Source organism: Streptomyces sp. NPDC048484 (assembly GCF_040651415.1).
Lineage (GTDB): Bacteria > Actinomycetota > Actinomycetes > Streptomycetales > Streptomycetaceae > Streptomyces.
This window is the reverse complement of record NZ_JBEZJY010000037.1, coordinates 18,650-33,676: the sequence shown is the minus strand read 5'-3', so window position 1 is coordinate 33,676 and position 15,027 is coordinate 18,650. Positions and strand designations below refer to the sequence as shown.

Below are 15,027 nucleotides of genomic sequence, written 5' to 3'. Positions count from 1 at the left end.
TCCGGAAAATGGGAGACGAGGTCGGGCCAGGAACCTTTTCGGTCCCCATGGCCCGTCGCGCTGAGCACCATTGCCCGGCAGCCCCAGAACAGCCCAATCCTAGAAGGCAGCAGCAAGGGCAGAGTCACCAGGCATTCCAAGACCGCTTCCCAGACCTCCCGGGCCCCCGTGACCCCAGTGACCTTCATGGCCTCCATGACCTACGTCACGCCGGGTTGGCCAACGGAAGCAGCTCTCCCCGAAAGGGACTGTCGAACGAGCGGTGTGCCCCGTGCCGCGCGGGGCACACCGCTCGTTCGAGGGGTCATCCGGCGGCCAGCGAGACCAGCACCGTGGCGGCCAGCGCGGAACGGGCGACCATGCCGGACACCGAGGTGTTCTCCGAGCGGGCGTGTGCGCCCGAGCCGACCGCCCCGATGCCGTCCAGGACCGGTGTTCCCGTGGCCACGACGAAGTTGCCGTCGCTCGCGCCGCCGACGGACGCCTCCCGCAGGTCTTCGCCGAGCAGTGCCGCGCACCGGCGGGCCAGCTCCGCGAGCGCCGCGACCTGTTCGGTCCGCTCGAAGACGGGGCGGTTCCAGTCCCCGGTGACCTCCACGCGGGTGCGCGGATCCACGGGGCGCAGGGCGGCGAGAGCTTCGGTGACGCGGTTCTGCTCGGCCGCGGAGGCCACGCGTACGTCGATGCGGCCGACGGCACGTCCCGCGGTGACGTTGCTACGGGTGCCGCCCTCCACCACGCCCACATTGAGCGAGGTGCCCGCGTCGGGGGCGCGCAGTTCGGCCAGGCGCAGGATCTGGTGGGCGAGTTCGTCCACCGCGCTCGCCCCGGCGGTGGGGTCGAGCCCGGCGTGGGCCTCGCTGCCGGTGACCGTGACGGTGAAGAGTCCCACGCCCTTGCGGGCCGTCTTGATCGCGCCGTCGGCGGCCGCCTCGAAGACCATGGCGAGCCTGCTGTCGTGGGACTCGGCGACGATGGCCTCGCGGGAGGCGAGGCTGCCGGTCTCCTCGTCGCCGTTCAGCATCAGGGTGCAGGCCGGCCGGGGCAGCTCCAGGGCGTCGAGGGCGCGCAGGGCCCACACGGCCTGTACGAGACCGGCCTTCATGTCGAAGACGCCGGGCCCGCTGATGTGGTCGCCGTCCCGCCTGAAGGGCCAGCTGTCGAGGGTGCCGGTCGGCCAGACGGTGTCGTAGTGGCCGAGGAGCAGGACCGGCCGGCTGTCGTCGGCGGCCGGGCCCCGGGCCGGATAGCGGCGGACGAGGATGTCTCCGGCCTCCTCGCGGGGGAGGGTCTCCTCGGTGTCCGGTGCGCCCAGGCGCCGGTCGAGCCAGTCGCGCAGCCAGCCGAGACAGGCGTCGAGGTCGTCCGGGTCGTCGCTGGCACTGCCCTGGGAGGTGTACGCGTCGAGGTCGGCGACCATGTCTTCGCGGTGCTCGTCGAGCCAGCGCCGGACCGCCGCGGCCTGCTCAGCCTCCGGCAGGAGCCCGGGCGCCGCGGGCCCGGCGAGGCGGTCCAGTTCCTCCAGCCGAGACTCCGACATCCGGTCCGGAGCGCCCTCCAGCTCACGCAGGCCGGCCATGACGGTGCGCAGGAGCGGCGTGGGCAGTCCTTCGCGGGCCGCGTGGTCGAGGACGTCGGTGTAGTGGGTGGTGACCTCGACGGGCCGGTGGCGTACGGCGAGGTCGCGCCAGATGCCACTGCGGTCCTTCGTCTGGGTACGCAGCCACGCGGTCAGGCGGTCGAACGCGGCGTCGCGGTCCACCGGGTCCGCTCCCCGCCGGAAGGGGTGGGGGTCGAAGGCGTCGAAGGCCTCCAGGGTGACGCCGAGCCGGTCCGACACGGCGAAGATCTCACCGGTCAGGCAGGCCATGCTGGGCCGGTGCCGGTCGATGAGGTCGGCCATGGGGGCGTCGGCGAGTGCGGTGGCGGCGAGCATGGCACCGAAGCCGGCCTTGGCCCAGAGGTATCCCTCGACGTTGTCGCTGGCCACGGCCGGGCCCCAGCTCTGCAGGTCGGCCACGAGTGCGTGGACGCGGGGGCTGACCGGGGCGCCGTCGGGTTCGCCGATGACGACGGCACCGGCGCCGCCGTCCAGGACGACACCCGGTTCGATGACGTCGGCGAAGATGTTGACGAACGCGGCGACGGTGCGATGGGCGCCCACGTGCTGGGCGATCAGGGTCTCGTTGAAGCCGTTCTGGAGGGAGGCGACGTAGCCGTCCGGGTCCAGGCGGGGTGCGATCCATGCGGCCGCCGTGGCTGTGGCCTGTGCCTTCACGGCCAGCAGGACCCGTCCCAGGGTGCCGGAGAACCCGTCCGGGGTGGTGGCGGTGACCGGCACGCTCGTACGCGTGTCGCCGTGCGCGACGACGAGTCCGCGGGCGCGGATTGCGTCCACGTGGGCAGGGTCGGTGTCGACGACGGTGACCGGGTGGCCGGCCCGCGCGAGGGCGAAGGCGAGCGTCCCGCCGATGGCGCCCCCGCCGACGACGGTGTAGGCGGCCCGCTGCGGGGAGGCGTCGGTCATGGGGTGGGTCCTTCCGTGGTGGCGACCGGGGCCGCCGTGAGCGGGGCGGCGCGGGTGTCGCCGGGCTGCCAGATGCGGGGCAGGTGCAGTGCGCCCGTACTGGATCCGCCGTCCACCCGCAGGACCTCCCCGGTGATCCATGAGGCGTCCGGGCCCGCGATCCAGCACACCGCGCGGGCGATGTCCCGCGGGCTGCCCGGGCGGCCCAGCGGGTTGGCGCCGATGGCCGCGGCGTACTCGGCCGAGACGGGATTGCAGTCGCTGGAGACCTGGACGAACCCGGGGCTGACCGCGTTGACGCGGATGCCGTGCTCGCCCAGTTCCAGGGCGGCGGCGCGGGTGGCCATCTCCAGGGCGGCCTTGGAACTCGCGTACGGTCCTCCGCCGGGCCGGGCCCGCAGCGCGGAACCGGAGGAGATGTTGACGACGGCGCCGGGCCGCCCTCCTGCGATGGCGAGCCGGGCGAACGCGGCGGTCGCGAGCACGGGAGCGCGCAGGTTGACGGCGAACAGCCGGTCCCAGGCGCGGGCGTCGACCTGGGCCATGTCCAGGGACGGGTAGACACCCGCCGCGTTGACCAGGATGTCCACGGGGCCGTGCTCCGTCCAGGCCTCCTCGACCAGGGCGGCCGGCGCGTCCGGGTCGGTGAGGTCCGCGGCGTGCGCCGCCGCGCCGCCACCCAGCCGTGCCGCGCCCCCGCCCAGCCGCGCCGCGGTCGGTTCCAGCGCCTCGGGGTCGCGGTCGGCGAGAGTGAGCAGCGCGCCCTGCGCGGCGAACTCCTCGGCTATCGCCCCGCCGATACCGCCCGCGGCACCGGTGACGAGCACATGCGCCATCAGTTGAACTCCTTGTCCTTGGTCTCCGGCATCGTGAGGTAGACGACGAGGGAGATCAGGGCGGCGGCGGACACATAGATCCACAGCAGGTCGCTGTGGCCGCTCTCGTGCAGCCAGGTGGTGAGATAGGGGGCCGTGCCGCCGAAGACCGCGACGGCCAGGGCGTAGGGCAGGGCGATGCCGGTGGCGCGTACCTCCGCCGGGAACTGCTCGGCCATGATGACGGCGCAGTTGGCGGAGTAGCCGAGGATCAGCAGCATGCCCACGAGCTGGACCAGGAACAGGCTGAGGAAGCTGCCGTCGAGCAGGTGCAGCAGCGGCCAGGCCAGGATGACGAAGCCGCCGGCGAAGGCCGCCATGGTCGGTTTACGGCCGACCCGGTCCGAGAGCAGCCCGACGAACGGCAGCGCGACGACGAAGACGACCAGACACAGCGTCTGCGACAGCAGGGCGGTCTTCAGCGGGATGCCGGTGGTCAGGTTCGCGTACGTGGGCAGGTAGTTGACCCAGATGTAGTAGGTCAGGGTGCCCGCGATCGTGATACCGACGACGCGCAGGGTCGCCGCGGGATGCTCGACGAACATGGCCTTGACGGGGTTGGTACGGGTACGGCCCGAACCCTGGGCCTGGGTGAAGGACTCGGTGTCCTGGACCGAGACCCGCAGCCAGAGACCGACCAGGCCGAGGAGGCCGCCGAAGACGAACGCGGCGCGCCAGCCCCAGGAGTGCACGGCGTCGTCGCTCAGCACCGAGGTGGTGAGAGTGCCCAGGAGAGAGGCGATGAGGACGCCGCCCGCGACCGACACCTGCTGCCACGACCCGGCGAACGCGCGCCTGCCGCGGGCGGCCGACTCCACGAGGAAGGCGGAGGACGAGCCGAACTCCCCGCCCGCGGAGAAGCCCTGTACGAGCCGGGCGATGAGCAGGACGAGTGGGGAGAGGACGCCGATGGTGTCGTAGTTCGGGGTGATCGCGATCAGGAAGCCGGCGCCCGCCATCAGTGCGACGGTGAGCGTCATGCCCTTCTTGCGTCCGTGGCGGTCGGCGTAGGCGCCGAGCACGGCGGCACCGACCGGTCGCATCACGAAGCCGACGGCGAACACGGCGAGCGTGGACAGCAGGGCCACCGCTTCGTCGCCCTTGGGGAAGAACTCATCGGCGATGATCTTGGCGAAGATGGAGTACAGGGCCCAGTCGACCCATTCGACGGTGTTGCCGATGGTGCCGGCGACGATGGCCTTGCGCTGGGCGCCGCTCAGTCTGTCCGGGGCGGGGGAGTCGCCGTCTTTGGGCAGGGGACCGGCGGGTGTGGCGGATCCGGTTTTCATGGCGTCTGCTCCGGGGCGTCGGGGACGGAACGGGCACGGGCGGCGGTCGTCTGGCCGTTCAGCACGCTGCGGGCCGTGTCGGCGAGCTGGGCGTGTGTGGCGTACCAGACGCCGGAGTGGGCGGCGATGTGGTCGAGGAGTGCGCGCAGCGCCACCAGGCGGGAGCGGTGGCCGATGACGTGCGGGTGCAGGGTGAGCTGGAAGACACCGCCGTCGCGGTGGGCGGCGTCGAATTCGTCCGTCCAGATCTCCAGCACGTCGCGCGGGCGACTGTGCGGGCGCACGGAGCCGTAGCGGTCCATCGTGAAGTAGGGGGCGTCGTCCCGGATCCAGTCCACGGGGATCTCGACCAGGCCGGTGGGCCTGCCGCCGGTGACGATCTCGTAGGGCTCGTCGTCGGCCATCAGCGAGGAGTCGTAGGCGAAGCCGAGTTCGAGCATGATGTCGAGCGTGGAGTCCGAGAAGTCCCAGGACGGCGTGCGGATCCCGACGGGCCGCTGTCCGGTCAGCGTGTCGAGAGTGTCGAGGGCGCGTGCGGTCAGTTCCCTCTCGTCGTCGGGGTCCAGCAGCATGTTGCGCTCGTGGATCCAGCCGTGGACGGCGAGTTCATGCCCGTCACGGCTGTACGCGCGGGCCTCCTCGGGATGGATGAGGGCGGAGACCGCCGGCATGAAGAACGTCGCGGGGACGCCGTGACGGGCGAGGAGGTCCAGGATCCGGGGTGCGCCTACGCGGGCACCGTACTCGCCCTGGGCGAGGCGGCCGGGGCTGGTCTCGCCGTCGCGCAGCGGGATCGTCTCGTGGTCGGAGTCGAAGGACAGGGCGACCGCCACCCGGGCGCCGCCGGGCCAGCGGTCGGGGACCAGCCGGCGTCCGGCCCGTACGGCGTCGAGGTGACCGCGCCAGGTCTGTTCGGTCCAGCGCCAGCTCTCCGCGGGCAGGCCGGAATCGTGTGTGGGCATGGTGACTCCACGGGTCGGGGACGGGGCGAGGAAAGAGAGAGGAAAGGGAGAGGAAAGAGAGCGAAGAAGAGGCGTGCGGCGGCCGCCGGGAGCCGTCGCGGGGCACGACGGGGCGGGTGCGTGCCCGCTCAGGCGGGGCGGACCATCCGGTGCCAGGAGTACTTCATGGTGGCGAGGTGCAGCGTCACGTCGGAGGCGATCAGTCCGGGCAGCGCCCCGATGACGTCGCTGGTGTAGCGGAAGAGGTCGCTGCGGCGGGGCAGCACCATGTGCCCGACGAGGTTGAAGCGCCCGGTCGCCGCGCTCAGGAACTTGGTTCCCGGATGCCGGGCGAGCTGCCGTCCCGCGGCGTCGAGCCGGTCGGGCTCGATCGACAGCCAGACCATGAACTCCGCGTCGTACCCGAGCAGCGCCGGTTCGACGAGGGTGCGGAACTGCAGGACGCCGCGGGCGATGAGCCGGTCCATGGCCCGCGCGACGCTGGACTCGGTGTGCTCCAGGCTCCGGGCCAGGGTGCTGACCTGGGTGCGGCCGTCCTCCTTGAGCGCCGCGACGACCGCCTGCTCCAGGGCGGTGAGCGCTTGTGGCGCCACGTCCCAGTCGGCACGGTCGCAGGACGACGCCAGGGAGGCGGGCCGCAGGTCGGCGGCCGCCTCGGCGGGCAGCAGCCCGGTGTCCCACATCGACGCCGAGGTGAACGCACGGATGACCGGTACGGCCTCGGTGCTGGTGATGAGCTCGGCCGCGGGCAGATCGGTGAAGAGCAACCGCATCATCTCGTCGTTGTCGCGGGCGACGAAGTCGACGATCAGATCGGCGGAGCCGGTGACGGCGGCCACGAAACGGACGTCCGGACTGGCGGTGAGCCGTTCCGCGACGTCCAGACCGCGGCCGGGCCTGGCCTGCACCCGGACGAGCATGGAGGATCCCTCCCGTGTCCGGTCCAGTTCCAGGGTGCCGACGACGCGCAGCAGCCCCCGCTCGCGCAAAGCCCGGTAGCGCCGCTGGGCGGTCGTCTCACTGGCATCCACCCACCGCGCCACCGCGCTCCACGGGGCGCGACCGTTGAGCTGGAGCGCGGCGATGATGCGCCGGTCCAGTTCGTCGATGGTCTCCACGGGAGCTCGGTGGTTCATGGTGCTGACGCTAATGAGCACCATGGCCCTCGTCAATGAAGGAATCCTGCGTTGTCCCTGGTCAAAGCCCTGTCATCCAGCACTCCGAGGGTTACGGAGGGGTAAAGAACGCAGTTCGGGCCCGCACCCGCGCATGGCTGGAACGTGACGGATTACGCCACGCGCGTGTCTGAAAAAGTTCACCCGGCGTCTGTGCGGCCCGACCACCCGACCGCCCGACCGCCCGACCGTCCGGCGGTGACCGCGGCCCGTCCTCCGGAAGTGGTGGCCCGGCAGCACGACGGTCAGTGCTTGCGGCGGGACAGCCAGGCCGCGGCGAGGGCGCCGGAGATGTTGTGCCAGACGGAGAAGACCGCGGCGGGCAGCGCGGCCAGTGGGCTGAAGTGGGCGGTGGCCAGCGAAGCCGCCAGTCCCGAGTTCTGCATGCCGACCTCGAAGGCCATGGCACGGCTCGCCGGCTCGCCCATCCTGCTGAGCCGTCCCGCGCCGTAGCCCAGTGCCAGACCGAGACCGTTGTGGAGCACGACGGCGACGAACACCAGCAGCGCGGCCGACTTGATGGCGTCGGCGCTGCCAGCCACCACCACGGTCACGATCACGCCGATGGTCACGGCGGACAGCCAGGGCAGCGCCGGCAGGGCCCGTTGCACGTAGCGGCCCGCCAGGAACCGCACGGCGAGACCCGCGAGAACCGGCAGCAGTACGGTCTTGAGGATGTCTCCGACCATGGAGCCCGCGTCGACGGGCAGGTACTCGCCCGCCAGCAGCAGCGTCAGCGGCGGGGTGACCAGCGGGGCCACGAGCGTGGAGACGGTGGCCACGGAGACGGACAGCGCGACGTCACCGCGCGCCAGATACGTCACCACGTTGGAGGCGGTGCCGCTGGGGGCACAGCCGACGAGGATCACGCCCGCCGCGAGCTGCGGCGGGAGCTGCAGCAAGTGGGCGATGACCCAGCCGAGGCCCGGCATGATGACGTAGTGCGCGACCAGCCCGAGGGCCACCGCCCAGGGTCGTTTGACGACACCGCGGAAATCCAGCGGGGTCATGGTGATGCCCATGCAGAACATCACCACGCCCAGCAGGTACGGCACCGACTCGCCCCAGCCGGCGAAGCTGCCCGGGAGCAGTAGCCCGACGGCGCCTGCGAGGAGAACGAGGACGGGGAAGACGGTGACGGCGCGGCGCGCGGAGCGGTCGCCTGCGTTGTCGTTGTCGTGGTGTGCGGGTTGTTCGATACTCACTGTGCGAGACAACGCCTGGTCAGGGCCATGACGCAAGGCTGTCTCGCGATGTGATCACCGCTCGGCGTGCCCACGTAGAACGGAGCGCGGGCGCCGCAGCGGGCGCCGTGTCCGCCGCCGGTGAGGATCGGTGGCCGGCGGGGGCGGGGGAGAGGGCCGGCCTGCGCGTGGTGCCCTACCAGCGCGGGATGGTGGCCCGGTAGGTCGGGTGGAAGGTACGCATGTAGCCGGTGTCGTCGCGGTTGCGCAGGCCGCTGGTCAGATACTGCTCGTGCAGTGTGCCCAGCGCGTCGTGGTCGAGCGTGACACCGAGGCCCGGGCCGGACGGCACCGCCACCGAGCCGTCCTTGAACTCCAGAACACCGGGCTCGATGACGTCCTCCGTCTTCCACGGCCAGTGGGTGTCGCAGGCGTAGGTGAGGCGGGGGGTGGCCGCCGCGAGGTGGGTCATGGCGGCGAGGCTGATTCCCAGATGCGAGTTCGAGTGCATGGACAGGCTCATACCGAAGGTGTCGCAGATCCCGGAGAGGAGTTTCGAGCGGCGCAGCCCGCCCCAGTAGTGATGGTCGGAGAGGATGACCTGCACGGCGTCCGCCGACACCGAGGGACGCAGCTCGTCGAAGGCCACGACACACATGTTGGTCGCCAGCGGCATGGACACCTCGCGGGCGACGGCGGCCATGCCCTCGATGCCCGGTGTGGGGTCCTCCAGGTACTCCAGCACACCGTCGAGTGCCTGGCCGACCTTGACGGAGGTGGGCACCGTCCAGGCGGCGTTCGGGTCGAGCCGCAGGGGGTGGCCGGGAAAGGCGGCACGCAGGGCCCGTACCGCCTCGATCTCCTCCTCGGGCGGCAGGACTCCGCCCTTGAGCTTGATGGCGGTGAATCCGTACGCGTCGATCATGCGCCGGGCCTGGGCCACCACACCGTCGGGGTCCAGGGCGGCGCCCCATTCGTCGGGCTCGGCACCGGGGTGGCCGGCCCACTTGTAGAACAGGTAGGCACTGAAGGGCACCGACGTGCGCACGGCGCCGCCGAGGAGGTCGCAGACCGGACGGCCGCACGCCTGCCCCTGGATGTCGAGCAGGGCGACCTCGAACGGTGAGTGCACCCGGTCGACGGTGCTGCTGGTGGTGATCATTCCGGTGAGACCGGAGCCTCCGACGCCGCCGACACGGGCGATGACCTCGCCGACGCGGCGATGCAGTTCCTCGGTGGCGTAGACGTCGAGCCCGATGACCCGCTCCGCGACGGCCTGGAGCCGTTGCAGATGTCTGGCGTCGGCGTAGGTCTCGCCGAGTCCGGTGAGTCCGCCGTCCGTGCGCACCTCGATGATCGCGCGCAGAGCGTACGGTTCGTGGACGCCGACCGAGTTGAGCAGCGGTGGGTCGCGGAAGGCCACGGGGGTGATGGTGACGCCGGAGATCCGCAGTGGTTCGACACTCATGCTCAGGCGTTCCTTACCAGTTCGAGTCCTCGCTCCATGAGCACGGAGAGTTCGTCGAGGTCTTCTCGTGTGGGGTCGCTCAGCGGTGCGCGCACCGCCCCGACGTCCAGGCCGCGCAGCCGTACGCCGGCCTTGACCAGGTACGGCGGCAGCAGGAGCAGGCCGTCGGCGCCGTTGTCCCGGGCCGCTTCCGCGAGGGCGACGGCCGTCGGGAGCGCGCCGCCGACACCCGCGTAGACGGGGACGGCCCCGTCTGCCGCTGTCGCCGCGGTCCGTGCGACGTCGGAGTGCTCGCGTGGCGACAGCGCGCGGAACTCGCCGGTGCCGCAGCCGGGGAGGACCGCGCCCGCACCGGCCGTCACGCCTGCCCGTACGGGGGTGTCCAGGGTCCGCGGGTCGAGGCCGCCGTCGGGTGCGAAGGGCGTGACCGGAAGGAAGAGCACTCCGTCAGGCATGAAACTCCGTTTACATACGTGAAGTGTATTTATATCCGTGTAGGCGCCAGTCAACTTAGGGCGAGCCGTCGGGGACCGTCAAGGGGCTGTGGTGCCACGCACCACCTCTGGCGTGCCCGAAGTCCTTGAATGTGAGCAAGGTGTGTGGCTGTGGGAATCCGCCGGGAAGCCGTTGACCCGGTCGGCATGCATCCGTAACGTGTCCACGCGTGTGACATGGATTCACATATGTATACGTCGGTTGCTTGTCGCCCCCGATCGGGGTGCAGCGCCCCCCTCGCCTTCGCGAGCGGAGTCGGGCCTGCGCGGTCAACACCGCGGGCCCCAGAAGCATCTGTCATGCCATCACGGCGATCGAAGTGGGAGACAATGATGGTCCCGCAGCCTCATGCGAAGAGTCCCGAGAGCGAACCCGACGCCGAAAGCCGCGCGGTCGGCAAATTCCTGCGCCGCATGCTGCCCATCCTGGTTCTGATGCTGCTGGTCAACCAGATGGACCGGACGAACGTCGGCTTCGTCCAGGACGAGTTGCGGGCGGACGTCGGGGTGAGCGCCACCGCCTACGGTCTCGGTGCCGGCCTGTTCTTCATCGGATACGCACTCTTCGAGGTGCCGAGCAACATGCTGATGGAGCGCTTCGGCGCCCGGGTCTGGCTGACCCGCATCATGATCACCTGGGGTCTGGTGATCCTGGCGATGTGCTTCATCCACAACGTGACGACGTTCTACATCCTGCGGTTCGTCCTCGGCGTCGCCGAGGCGGGCTTCTTCCCCGGAGTGCTCCTGTACTTCACTCAGTGGCTGCCGGACTCCAGCCGGGGCCGGGCCAGTGCGATCTTCCTGGGGGGTTCCGCCACGGCCTACATCGTGACCGGTCCGATCACCGGGGCGCTCCTGGAAATGCACGGCGTGGGCGGGTTCGCCGGCTGGCGCTGGATGTTCGCTCTCGAAGGGGCCTTCTCCATCCTGGTGGGTATCGTCGCCGGGTTCTTCCTCGTCTCACGCATCGGTGAGGCGCGCTGGCTCACGGAGGAGGAGAAGGAGGCGCTGAGCAGCGCGGTCGCCCGCGACCAGGAGGCCCGCAGCCGGGCACCCAAGGTCTCGCGCTGGCGGCTCCTGATCCACCCTCAGGTCGCCTTGCTGACCGGGGTCTTCTTCGCGATGGCCCTCACCGGATACGCGATCACCTTCTGGCTGCCGAGCCTGGTGGCCGAGATCGGCGGGCTCTCGCCCTTCCAGATCGGGCTGCTGTCCGCCATCCCCTGGATCTGTGCGGTGATCGCCATGTACTCGATGGCCCACTTCACGGACCATGTCCCGGACCGCCGGCCGTACCTCGCGGTGTGTCTGGTCCTGTCGGCGATCGGCGCCTTCCTCGCCACCCTGGGCTCCCCATGGTTCGGGCTGCTCGCCATCACGCTGGCAGCGGTCGGCGGGAAGTGCGCGGCCACTCTGTTCTGGCCGATGGCGCAGAGCGGCCTCGACCTGAAGATCGCCGCGGCCGGGCTGGCGGTGGTCAACTCGCTCGGCAACCTCGGCGGCTTCGTCTCACCCACGCTCTTCGGCTATCTCAAGGACACCACCGGCAACACGCACGGAGGTCTGTACGCTCTCGCCGCGGCGTCCGTGCTGGCGGCCCTGGGTGTTGCCTTCATCCGCCGGCCGACCGGACCGGCGGCGCGTCACGATGAACGGACTGCCGTCGGGGGGACAGTGGTGGCCGACAAGGCGCGGTGAGCACGACCGCTTCAGCCGAGGGCGGCTTTGCAGCGGAAGCCCGCCTTCTGCCGGCGCCGTTCCGGGGGCCTCGCACCCGGAGCCGAACGGAAGCCGAACAGGAGGCGGGCCGGCAGCCGGTCACGGCACAGGGGCGAACTCGGGCAGCGTAAGGGCTGAGTGGGCCGGTCGTGCTGTCGGGGAGGGCATGGTGACGAGATCACGCAGCATTTTGTTGCGTTGCTCCAGGGCCCGCGCCGTGGTGGGGAAGAGCGTGGCCGCACCCGTGTCGACCAGTGCCTGGTTCATGGTGACGAACTCGCGAACGCCGCGCTCGTAGGCGGCGAAGGCCGCGGTGTGGTCCCGGTTCGTGGCCAGGGCGTTGGCGAGCATGTAGGCACCGACCAGCGCAAGGCTTGAGCCTTGTCCGGTGAGGAACGAGGGTGCGTACGCGGCGTCGCCGACGAGCGCGACGCGGCCGCTGGACCAGTGGGGCATACGGATCTGACCGGCCGTGTCGAAGAACAGGTCATCCGCGTCGCGCATGGCGTCGACCATGCCAGGGACCTCCCATCCCGCGCCTGCGAAGGTCGTGGCGATCAGGTCCCGCTGGGCGCCGGGGTTCCGGAGGGCATCGAACGGCGGCTGCGGTTGGTGGAAGTTCAGGAAGGCGTGCAACTCGTCGTTGTCCCCGACGGCGTAGAGGGCCGCGGCTTTCCCCGGGGTGTTCCACAACATGAGTTCACGGGAGAGCCCGAAGGTGTTCGGCATGGTGAAGATGGCGAAGCAGTAGCCCAGGTAGCGGTGAAACTGTTCTTCGGGGCCGAACACGGACTCCCGGGTGTGTGAGTGCATACCGTCGGCGCCGACCACCAGGTCGAACGTACGCCGTTGCCCACTGCGGAACGTGACGTCGACCTCTTGGTCGGACTGGTCGAGAGTGTCGATGGAATCGCCGAACAGGAATTCCACATCGTCGCGAACTGTCGCGTAGAGGCTCGCGGCCAGATCCCCACGACGCACCTCGATGTCCTGTCCCTCGACGCTGCCGACAACGGCGCTCGGGCTGACCGAGGCCACCTTGCTGCCATCGGCGTGGAGGAACGTGCAGCGAGTCGAGTCGATGTGCGCGTCCCGCAGCCGCGGCAGGATGCCCATCCGCCGGACCACCTCTGTCGCGGTACCGCGGACGTCGATCGGGTAACCACCGGCGCGCAGTGCGTCTGCCTTCTCCACCACTGTGACCGCGAACCCGGAACGGTGCAGCCAGTACGCCAGCGCGGGTCCGGAGATACTGGCCCCGGAGATCAGAACCTTGCGCTTCGCGGCAGTACTCACGTTCATCGACAGACCGGTAGGTGTCATGCCTGGGCTCCATTCTTCGTGATACGGACAACGAGCAGTGACAACGCGGCGACGAGGCCGGCGATGGCGAAACCTGTGGCGAAGGCCGATTCGGCCGGCCGGCCCGTCAGCGGGGTGGCACCGGCGTTGAGGATCGCGCCGCCGATCTGGGCGCCCAGGGCGGTGCCGATCACGCGTGTCACCACGAGCAGGCTGGTGGCGATGCCGGTGTCCCTGGTCTCGACGGTGGTGAAGGTGCCGGCGAGCAACGCCGTGGTACCGACGCCCGCAGCGAACGCGGTCAGCGCCTTCGCGAGGACGAGCTGCCATTCCGCGCTGTGCAGCGCCGCCAGGGCGATCATCGTGGCCGCCGTGACGACGGTGCCCACGACGACCACGGCACGCGGACCGAAACGCCGCGCCGCGATCCCGCCGACCGAATCGCTCACCGACCCGGCGACGGCGCCGGGCAGCAGGAACAGTCCGATGTCGGTGGTGTTGGCTCCGAAGCCGTACCCGTCGGCCGACACCCCGAACAACTGCGGGAGAAGAAAGCCGACCATCCCGTAACTGGTGGTGATGACGAAGGTGAACACGAACGCGTTCCGCATCGCGGGCCTTGCCAGCATGTGTAGATCGACCATCGGCGAGACCGCCCTGCGCTCGACGACGACCCATCCGGTCGCGAGGGCGGCCACGCCCACCGCGATGGCACCGACCGCGAATGGTGGCAGACCGCCGTCCCTCGTCACCGTCACGAGCCCGAGCATGAACGCGAGCAACGTGCCGCTCAGCAGAAGAACACCAGGCCAGTCGATCCTGCTGTCCGACCGGATCGGCGGATCATGCGGCATCAGCCACGTCACGACCAACGTCATCGCGATGATCGCGATCGTCGGTACCGCGAACATCCAATGCCAGGACAGTCCATCCGCGATCGGCCCCGCAAACAGCATTCCCACCATGCTGCCGCCCGTGAACAGCGCGACGACCAGTCCGATCGCCACCTGCGACTCTCCTGCCGGGAGGTGTTTACGCACCAGGATGAACGAGAGGGGCAGCGCACCCACCATGACACCCTGCAATACCTGACCGAGCAACAACACCGGCAGGTTCGGCGCCAGGCCGGCCAACAGACCACCGGCCGACACCACGGCCATCAGCCAGACCAGCACCCGCTTTCCGCCGTAGCGGTCGCCGAGTTTGCCTGCGACGGGTGTGACGACCGCGCCGGTGACGAGTAGCGCGTTGCCGATCAATGCCCCTTCGCCAGGACTGACCTCCAACTCACGTTGCAGCAGCGGGAGCGCAGGCTCCACCACCGACTGCAGGGTGCCGAGGGCGAGCGCCAGGATGCCGAGGGCACCGATCGACAGCCTCCCGATGCGGACGGGGGAAATCACAGCTTCGGACATGGACGTCCTTGTCATCATTGGGTGCGAGCTTGGGTGCGGGCATGTGCGTGGACCCGTTTGATGTGGGCGCAGCGCTCTCGTGGCGCACACGTCAAGCGGGGCCGCGGGCCGCACTGGTCCGCCAGCGGGATGTACTGCCCGGCCGGTCAGCCGGCCGGGTCGAAGCTGCCGGGTAGGGGGAATGCGCGAAATGCGCACGCCTCCAACACTCCCCGTCGGCGCCTCGCGGGGCATCGTCCGTTGCTGCCGTCTTCGCCTGGTGCACCCGGACCACCCACACAGGTGTCCTGGTGCCTACGCACTACAGGCGACTTGGGTCCTTTACGGGGCATGACCTGGAGTTTCAGTGCTCCGGGCTGCCGCCGGACTGCCACACCCTCGGCGGACGAGCGGCGGGCCGCCTGCAGCACGGTGAGGGTGGCGGCCGCGTCGGCGGGCCGACAGCACGCGCCTGGCGCAGTGCCACAGCGATCTCGCCGTGCCCGTCAACCAGGGCCCAGATCGCCTGAGATGCGAGTATCGGCCCCAGCCCGAAGCCGCGCCATCATGTTTCCGCACCCTAGTGATTCGGTCTGGTCAAGGAGCCTGCGGGAGCTCTTCGCAGCTGGTCAGGTGGC

The 15,027-nt window shown here is 70.3% G+C and carries 11 protein-coding genes; 1 reads left to right on the top strand and 10 read right to left on the bottom strand.

Annotated elements, in window-relative coordinates; genetic code table 11:
- Positions 1-304 precede the first annotated feature (304 nt).
- The 8 genes from AB0D14_RS31715 to AB0D14_RS31680 all read right to left on the bottom strand — a co-directional run bounded on the left by AB0D14_RS31715 (position 305) and on the right by AB0D14_RS31680 (position 9,935).
- Entirely contained in the window at positions 305-2,527 is a 2,223-nt protein-coding gene (locus AB0D14_RS31715) for a 2-dehydropantoate 2-reductase (RefSeq protein WP_362786020.1), read from the bottom strand.
- The gene (locus AB0D14_RS31710; protein ID WP_362786018.1) at positions 2,524-3,363 is read right to left on the bottom strand and encodes an SDR family oxidoreductase; all 840 of its coding nucleotides are present in this window, start codon (positions 3,361-3,363) and stop codon (positions 2,524-2,526) included. The genes AB0D14_RS31715 and AB0D14_RS31710 overlap by 4 nt, the downstream gene beginning before the upstream one ends.
- Positions 3,363-4,691 (bottom strand): MFS transporter, encoded by a 1,329-nt coding sequence (locus AB0D14_RS31705; RefSeq protein WP_362786017.1) that lies wholly within the window; start codon positions 4,689-4,691, stop codon positions 3,363-3,365. The genes AB0D14_RS31710 and AB0D14_RS31705 overlap by 1 nt, the downstream gene beginning before the upstream one ends.
- On the bottom strand, positions 4,688-5,653 hold the full coding sequence (locus AB0D14_RS31700) for a polysaccharide deacetylase (RefSeq protein WP_362786015.1): 966 nt from the start codon (positions 5,651-5,653) through the stop codon (positions 4,688-4,690). The genes AB0D14_RS31705 and AB0D14_RS31700 overlap by 4 nt, the downstream gene beginning before the upstream one ends.
- A gap of 128 nt (positions 5,654-5,781) precedes the next feature.
- Entirely contained in the window at positions 5,782-6,789 is a 1,008-nt protein-coding gene (locus AB0D14_RS31695) for an Lrp/AsnC family transcriptional regulator (protein WP_362786013.1), read from the bottom strand.
- A gap of 284 nt (positions 6,790-7,073) precedes the next feature.
- On the bottom strand, positions 7,074-8,033 hold the full coding sequence (locus tag AB0D14_RS31690) for a bile acid:sodium symporter family protein (protein ID WP_362786011.1): 960 nt from the start codon (positions 8,031-8,033) through the stop codon (positions 7,074-7,076).
- A 175-nt stretch (positions 8,034-8,208) separates the two neighbouring features.
- Positions 8,209-9,480: a glucarate dehydratase family protein gene (locus AB0D14_RS31685; RefSeq protein WP_362786009.1), complete on the bottom strand. Its 1,272-nt coding sequence runs from the start codon at positions 9,478-9,480 to the stop codon at positions 8,209-8,211.
- 2 nt (positions 9,481-9,482) lie between these two features.
- Positions 9,483-9,935, bottom strand: a complete 453-nt coding sequence (locus AB0D14_RS31680) for a dihydrodipicolinate synthase family protein (protein WP_362786007.1) — start codon at positions 9,933-9,935, stop codon at positions 9,483-9,485.
- A gap of 339 nt (positions 9,936-10,274) precedes the next feature.
- Between AB0D14_RS31680 and AB0D14_RS31675 the strand changes: the two genes are divergently transcribed.
- Positions 10,275-11,672, top strand: coding sequence for an MFS transporter (locus AB0D14_RS31675; protein ID WP_362786006.1), 1,398 nt, complete (start codon positions 10,275-10,277; stop codon positions 11,670-11,672).
- Positions 11,673-11,792: 120 nt separating this feature from the next.
- On the opposite strand, the gene AB0D14_RS31670 is transcribed toward AB0D14_RS31675, so the two are convergent.
- Complete coding sequence (locus tag AB0D14_RS31670) at positions 11,793-13,016, bottom strand: FAD-dependent monooxygenase (protein WP_362786004.1); 1,224 nt, start codon at positions 13,014-13,016, stop codon at positions 11,793-11,795.
- Complete coding sequence (locus tag AB0D14_RS31665) at positions 13,013-14,410, bottom strand: MFS transporter (RefSeq protein ID WP_362786113.1); 1,398 nt, start codon at positions 14,408-14,410, stop codon at positions 13,013-13,015. Before AB0D14_RS31665 ends, AB0D14_RS31670 begins: the two co-directional genes overlap by 4 nt.
- Positions 14,411-15,027: the final 617 nt, after the last annotated feature.

Coding starts and splice junctions, on each gene's coding strand:
- AB0D14_RS31695 (WP_362786013.1), bottom strand. CDS start 6,789: ATGAACCACCGAGCTCCCGTGGAGACCATCGACGAACTGGACCGGCGC.
- AB0D14_RS31675 (WP_362786006.1), top strand. CDS start 10,275: ATGCCATCACGGCGATCGAAGTGGGAGACAATGATGGTCCCGCAGCCT.
- AB0D14_RS31710 (WP_362786018.1), bottom strand. CDS start 3,363: ATGGCGCATGTGCTCGTCACCGGTGCCGCGGGCGGTATCGGCGGGGCG.
- AB0D14_RS31700 (WP_362786015.1), bottom strand. CDS start 5,653: ATGCCCACACACGATTCCGGCCTGCCCGCGGAGAGCTGGCGCTGGACC.
- AB0D14_RS31715 (WP_362786020.1), bottom strand. CDS start 2,527: ATGACCGACGCCTCCCCGCAGCGGGCCGCCTACACCGTCGTCGGCGGG.
- AB0D14_RS31705 (WP_362786017.1), bottom strand. CDS start 4,691: ATGAAAACCGGATCCGCCACACCCGCCGGTCCCCTGCCCAAAGACGGC.
- AB0D14_RS31685 (WP_362786009.1), bottom strand. CDS start 9,480: ATGAGTGTCGAACCACTGCGGATCTCCGGCGTCACCATCACCCCCGTG.
- AB0D14_RS31670 (WP_362786004.1), bottom strand. CDS start 13,016: ATGACACCTACCGGTCTGTCGATGAACGTGAGTACTGCCGCGAAGCGC.
- AB0D14_RS31665 (WP_362786113.1), bottom strand. CDS start 14,410: ATGTCCGAAGCTGTGATTTCCCCCGTCCGCATCGGGAGGCTGTCGATC.
- AB0D14_RS31680 (WP_362786007.1), bottom strand. CDS start 9,935: ATGCCTGACGGAGTGCTCTTCCTTCCGGTCACGCCCTTCGCACCCGAC.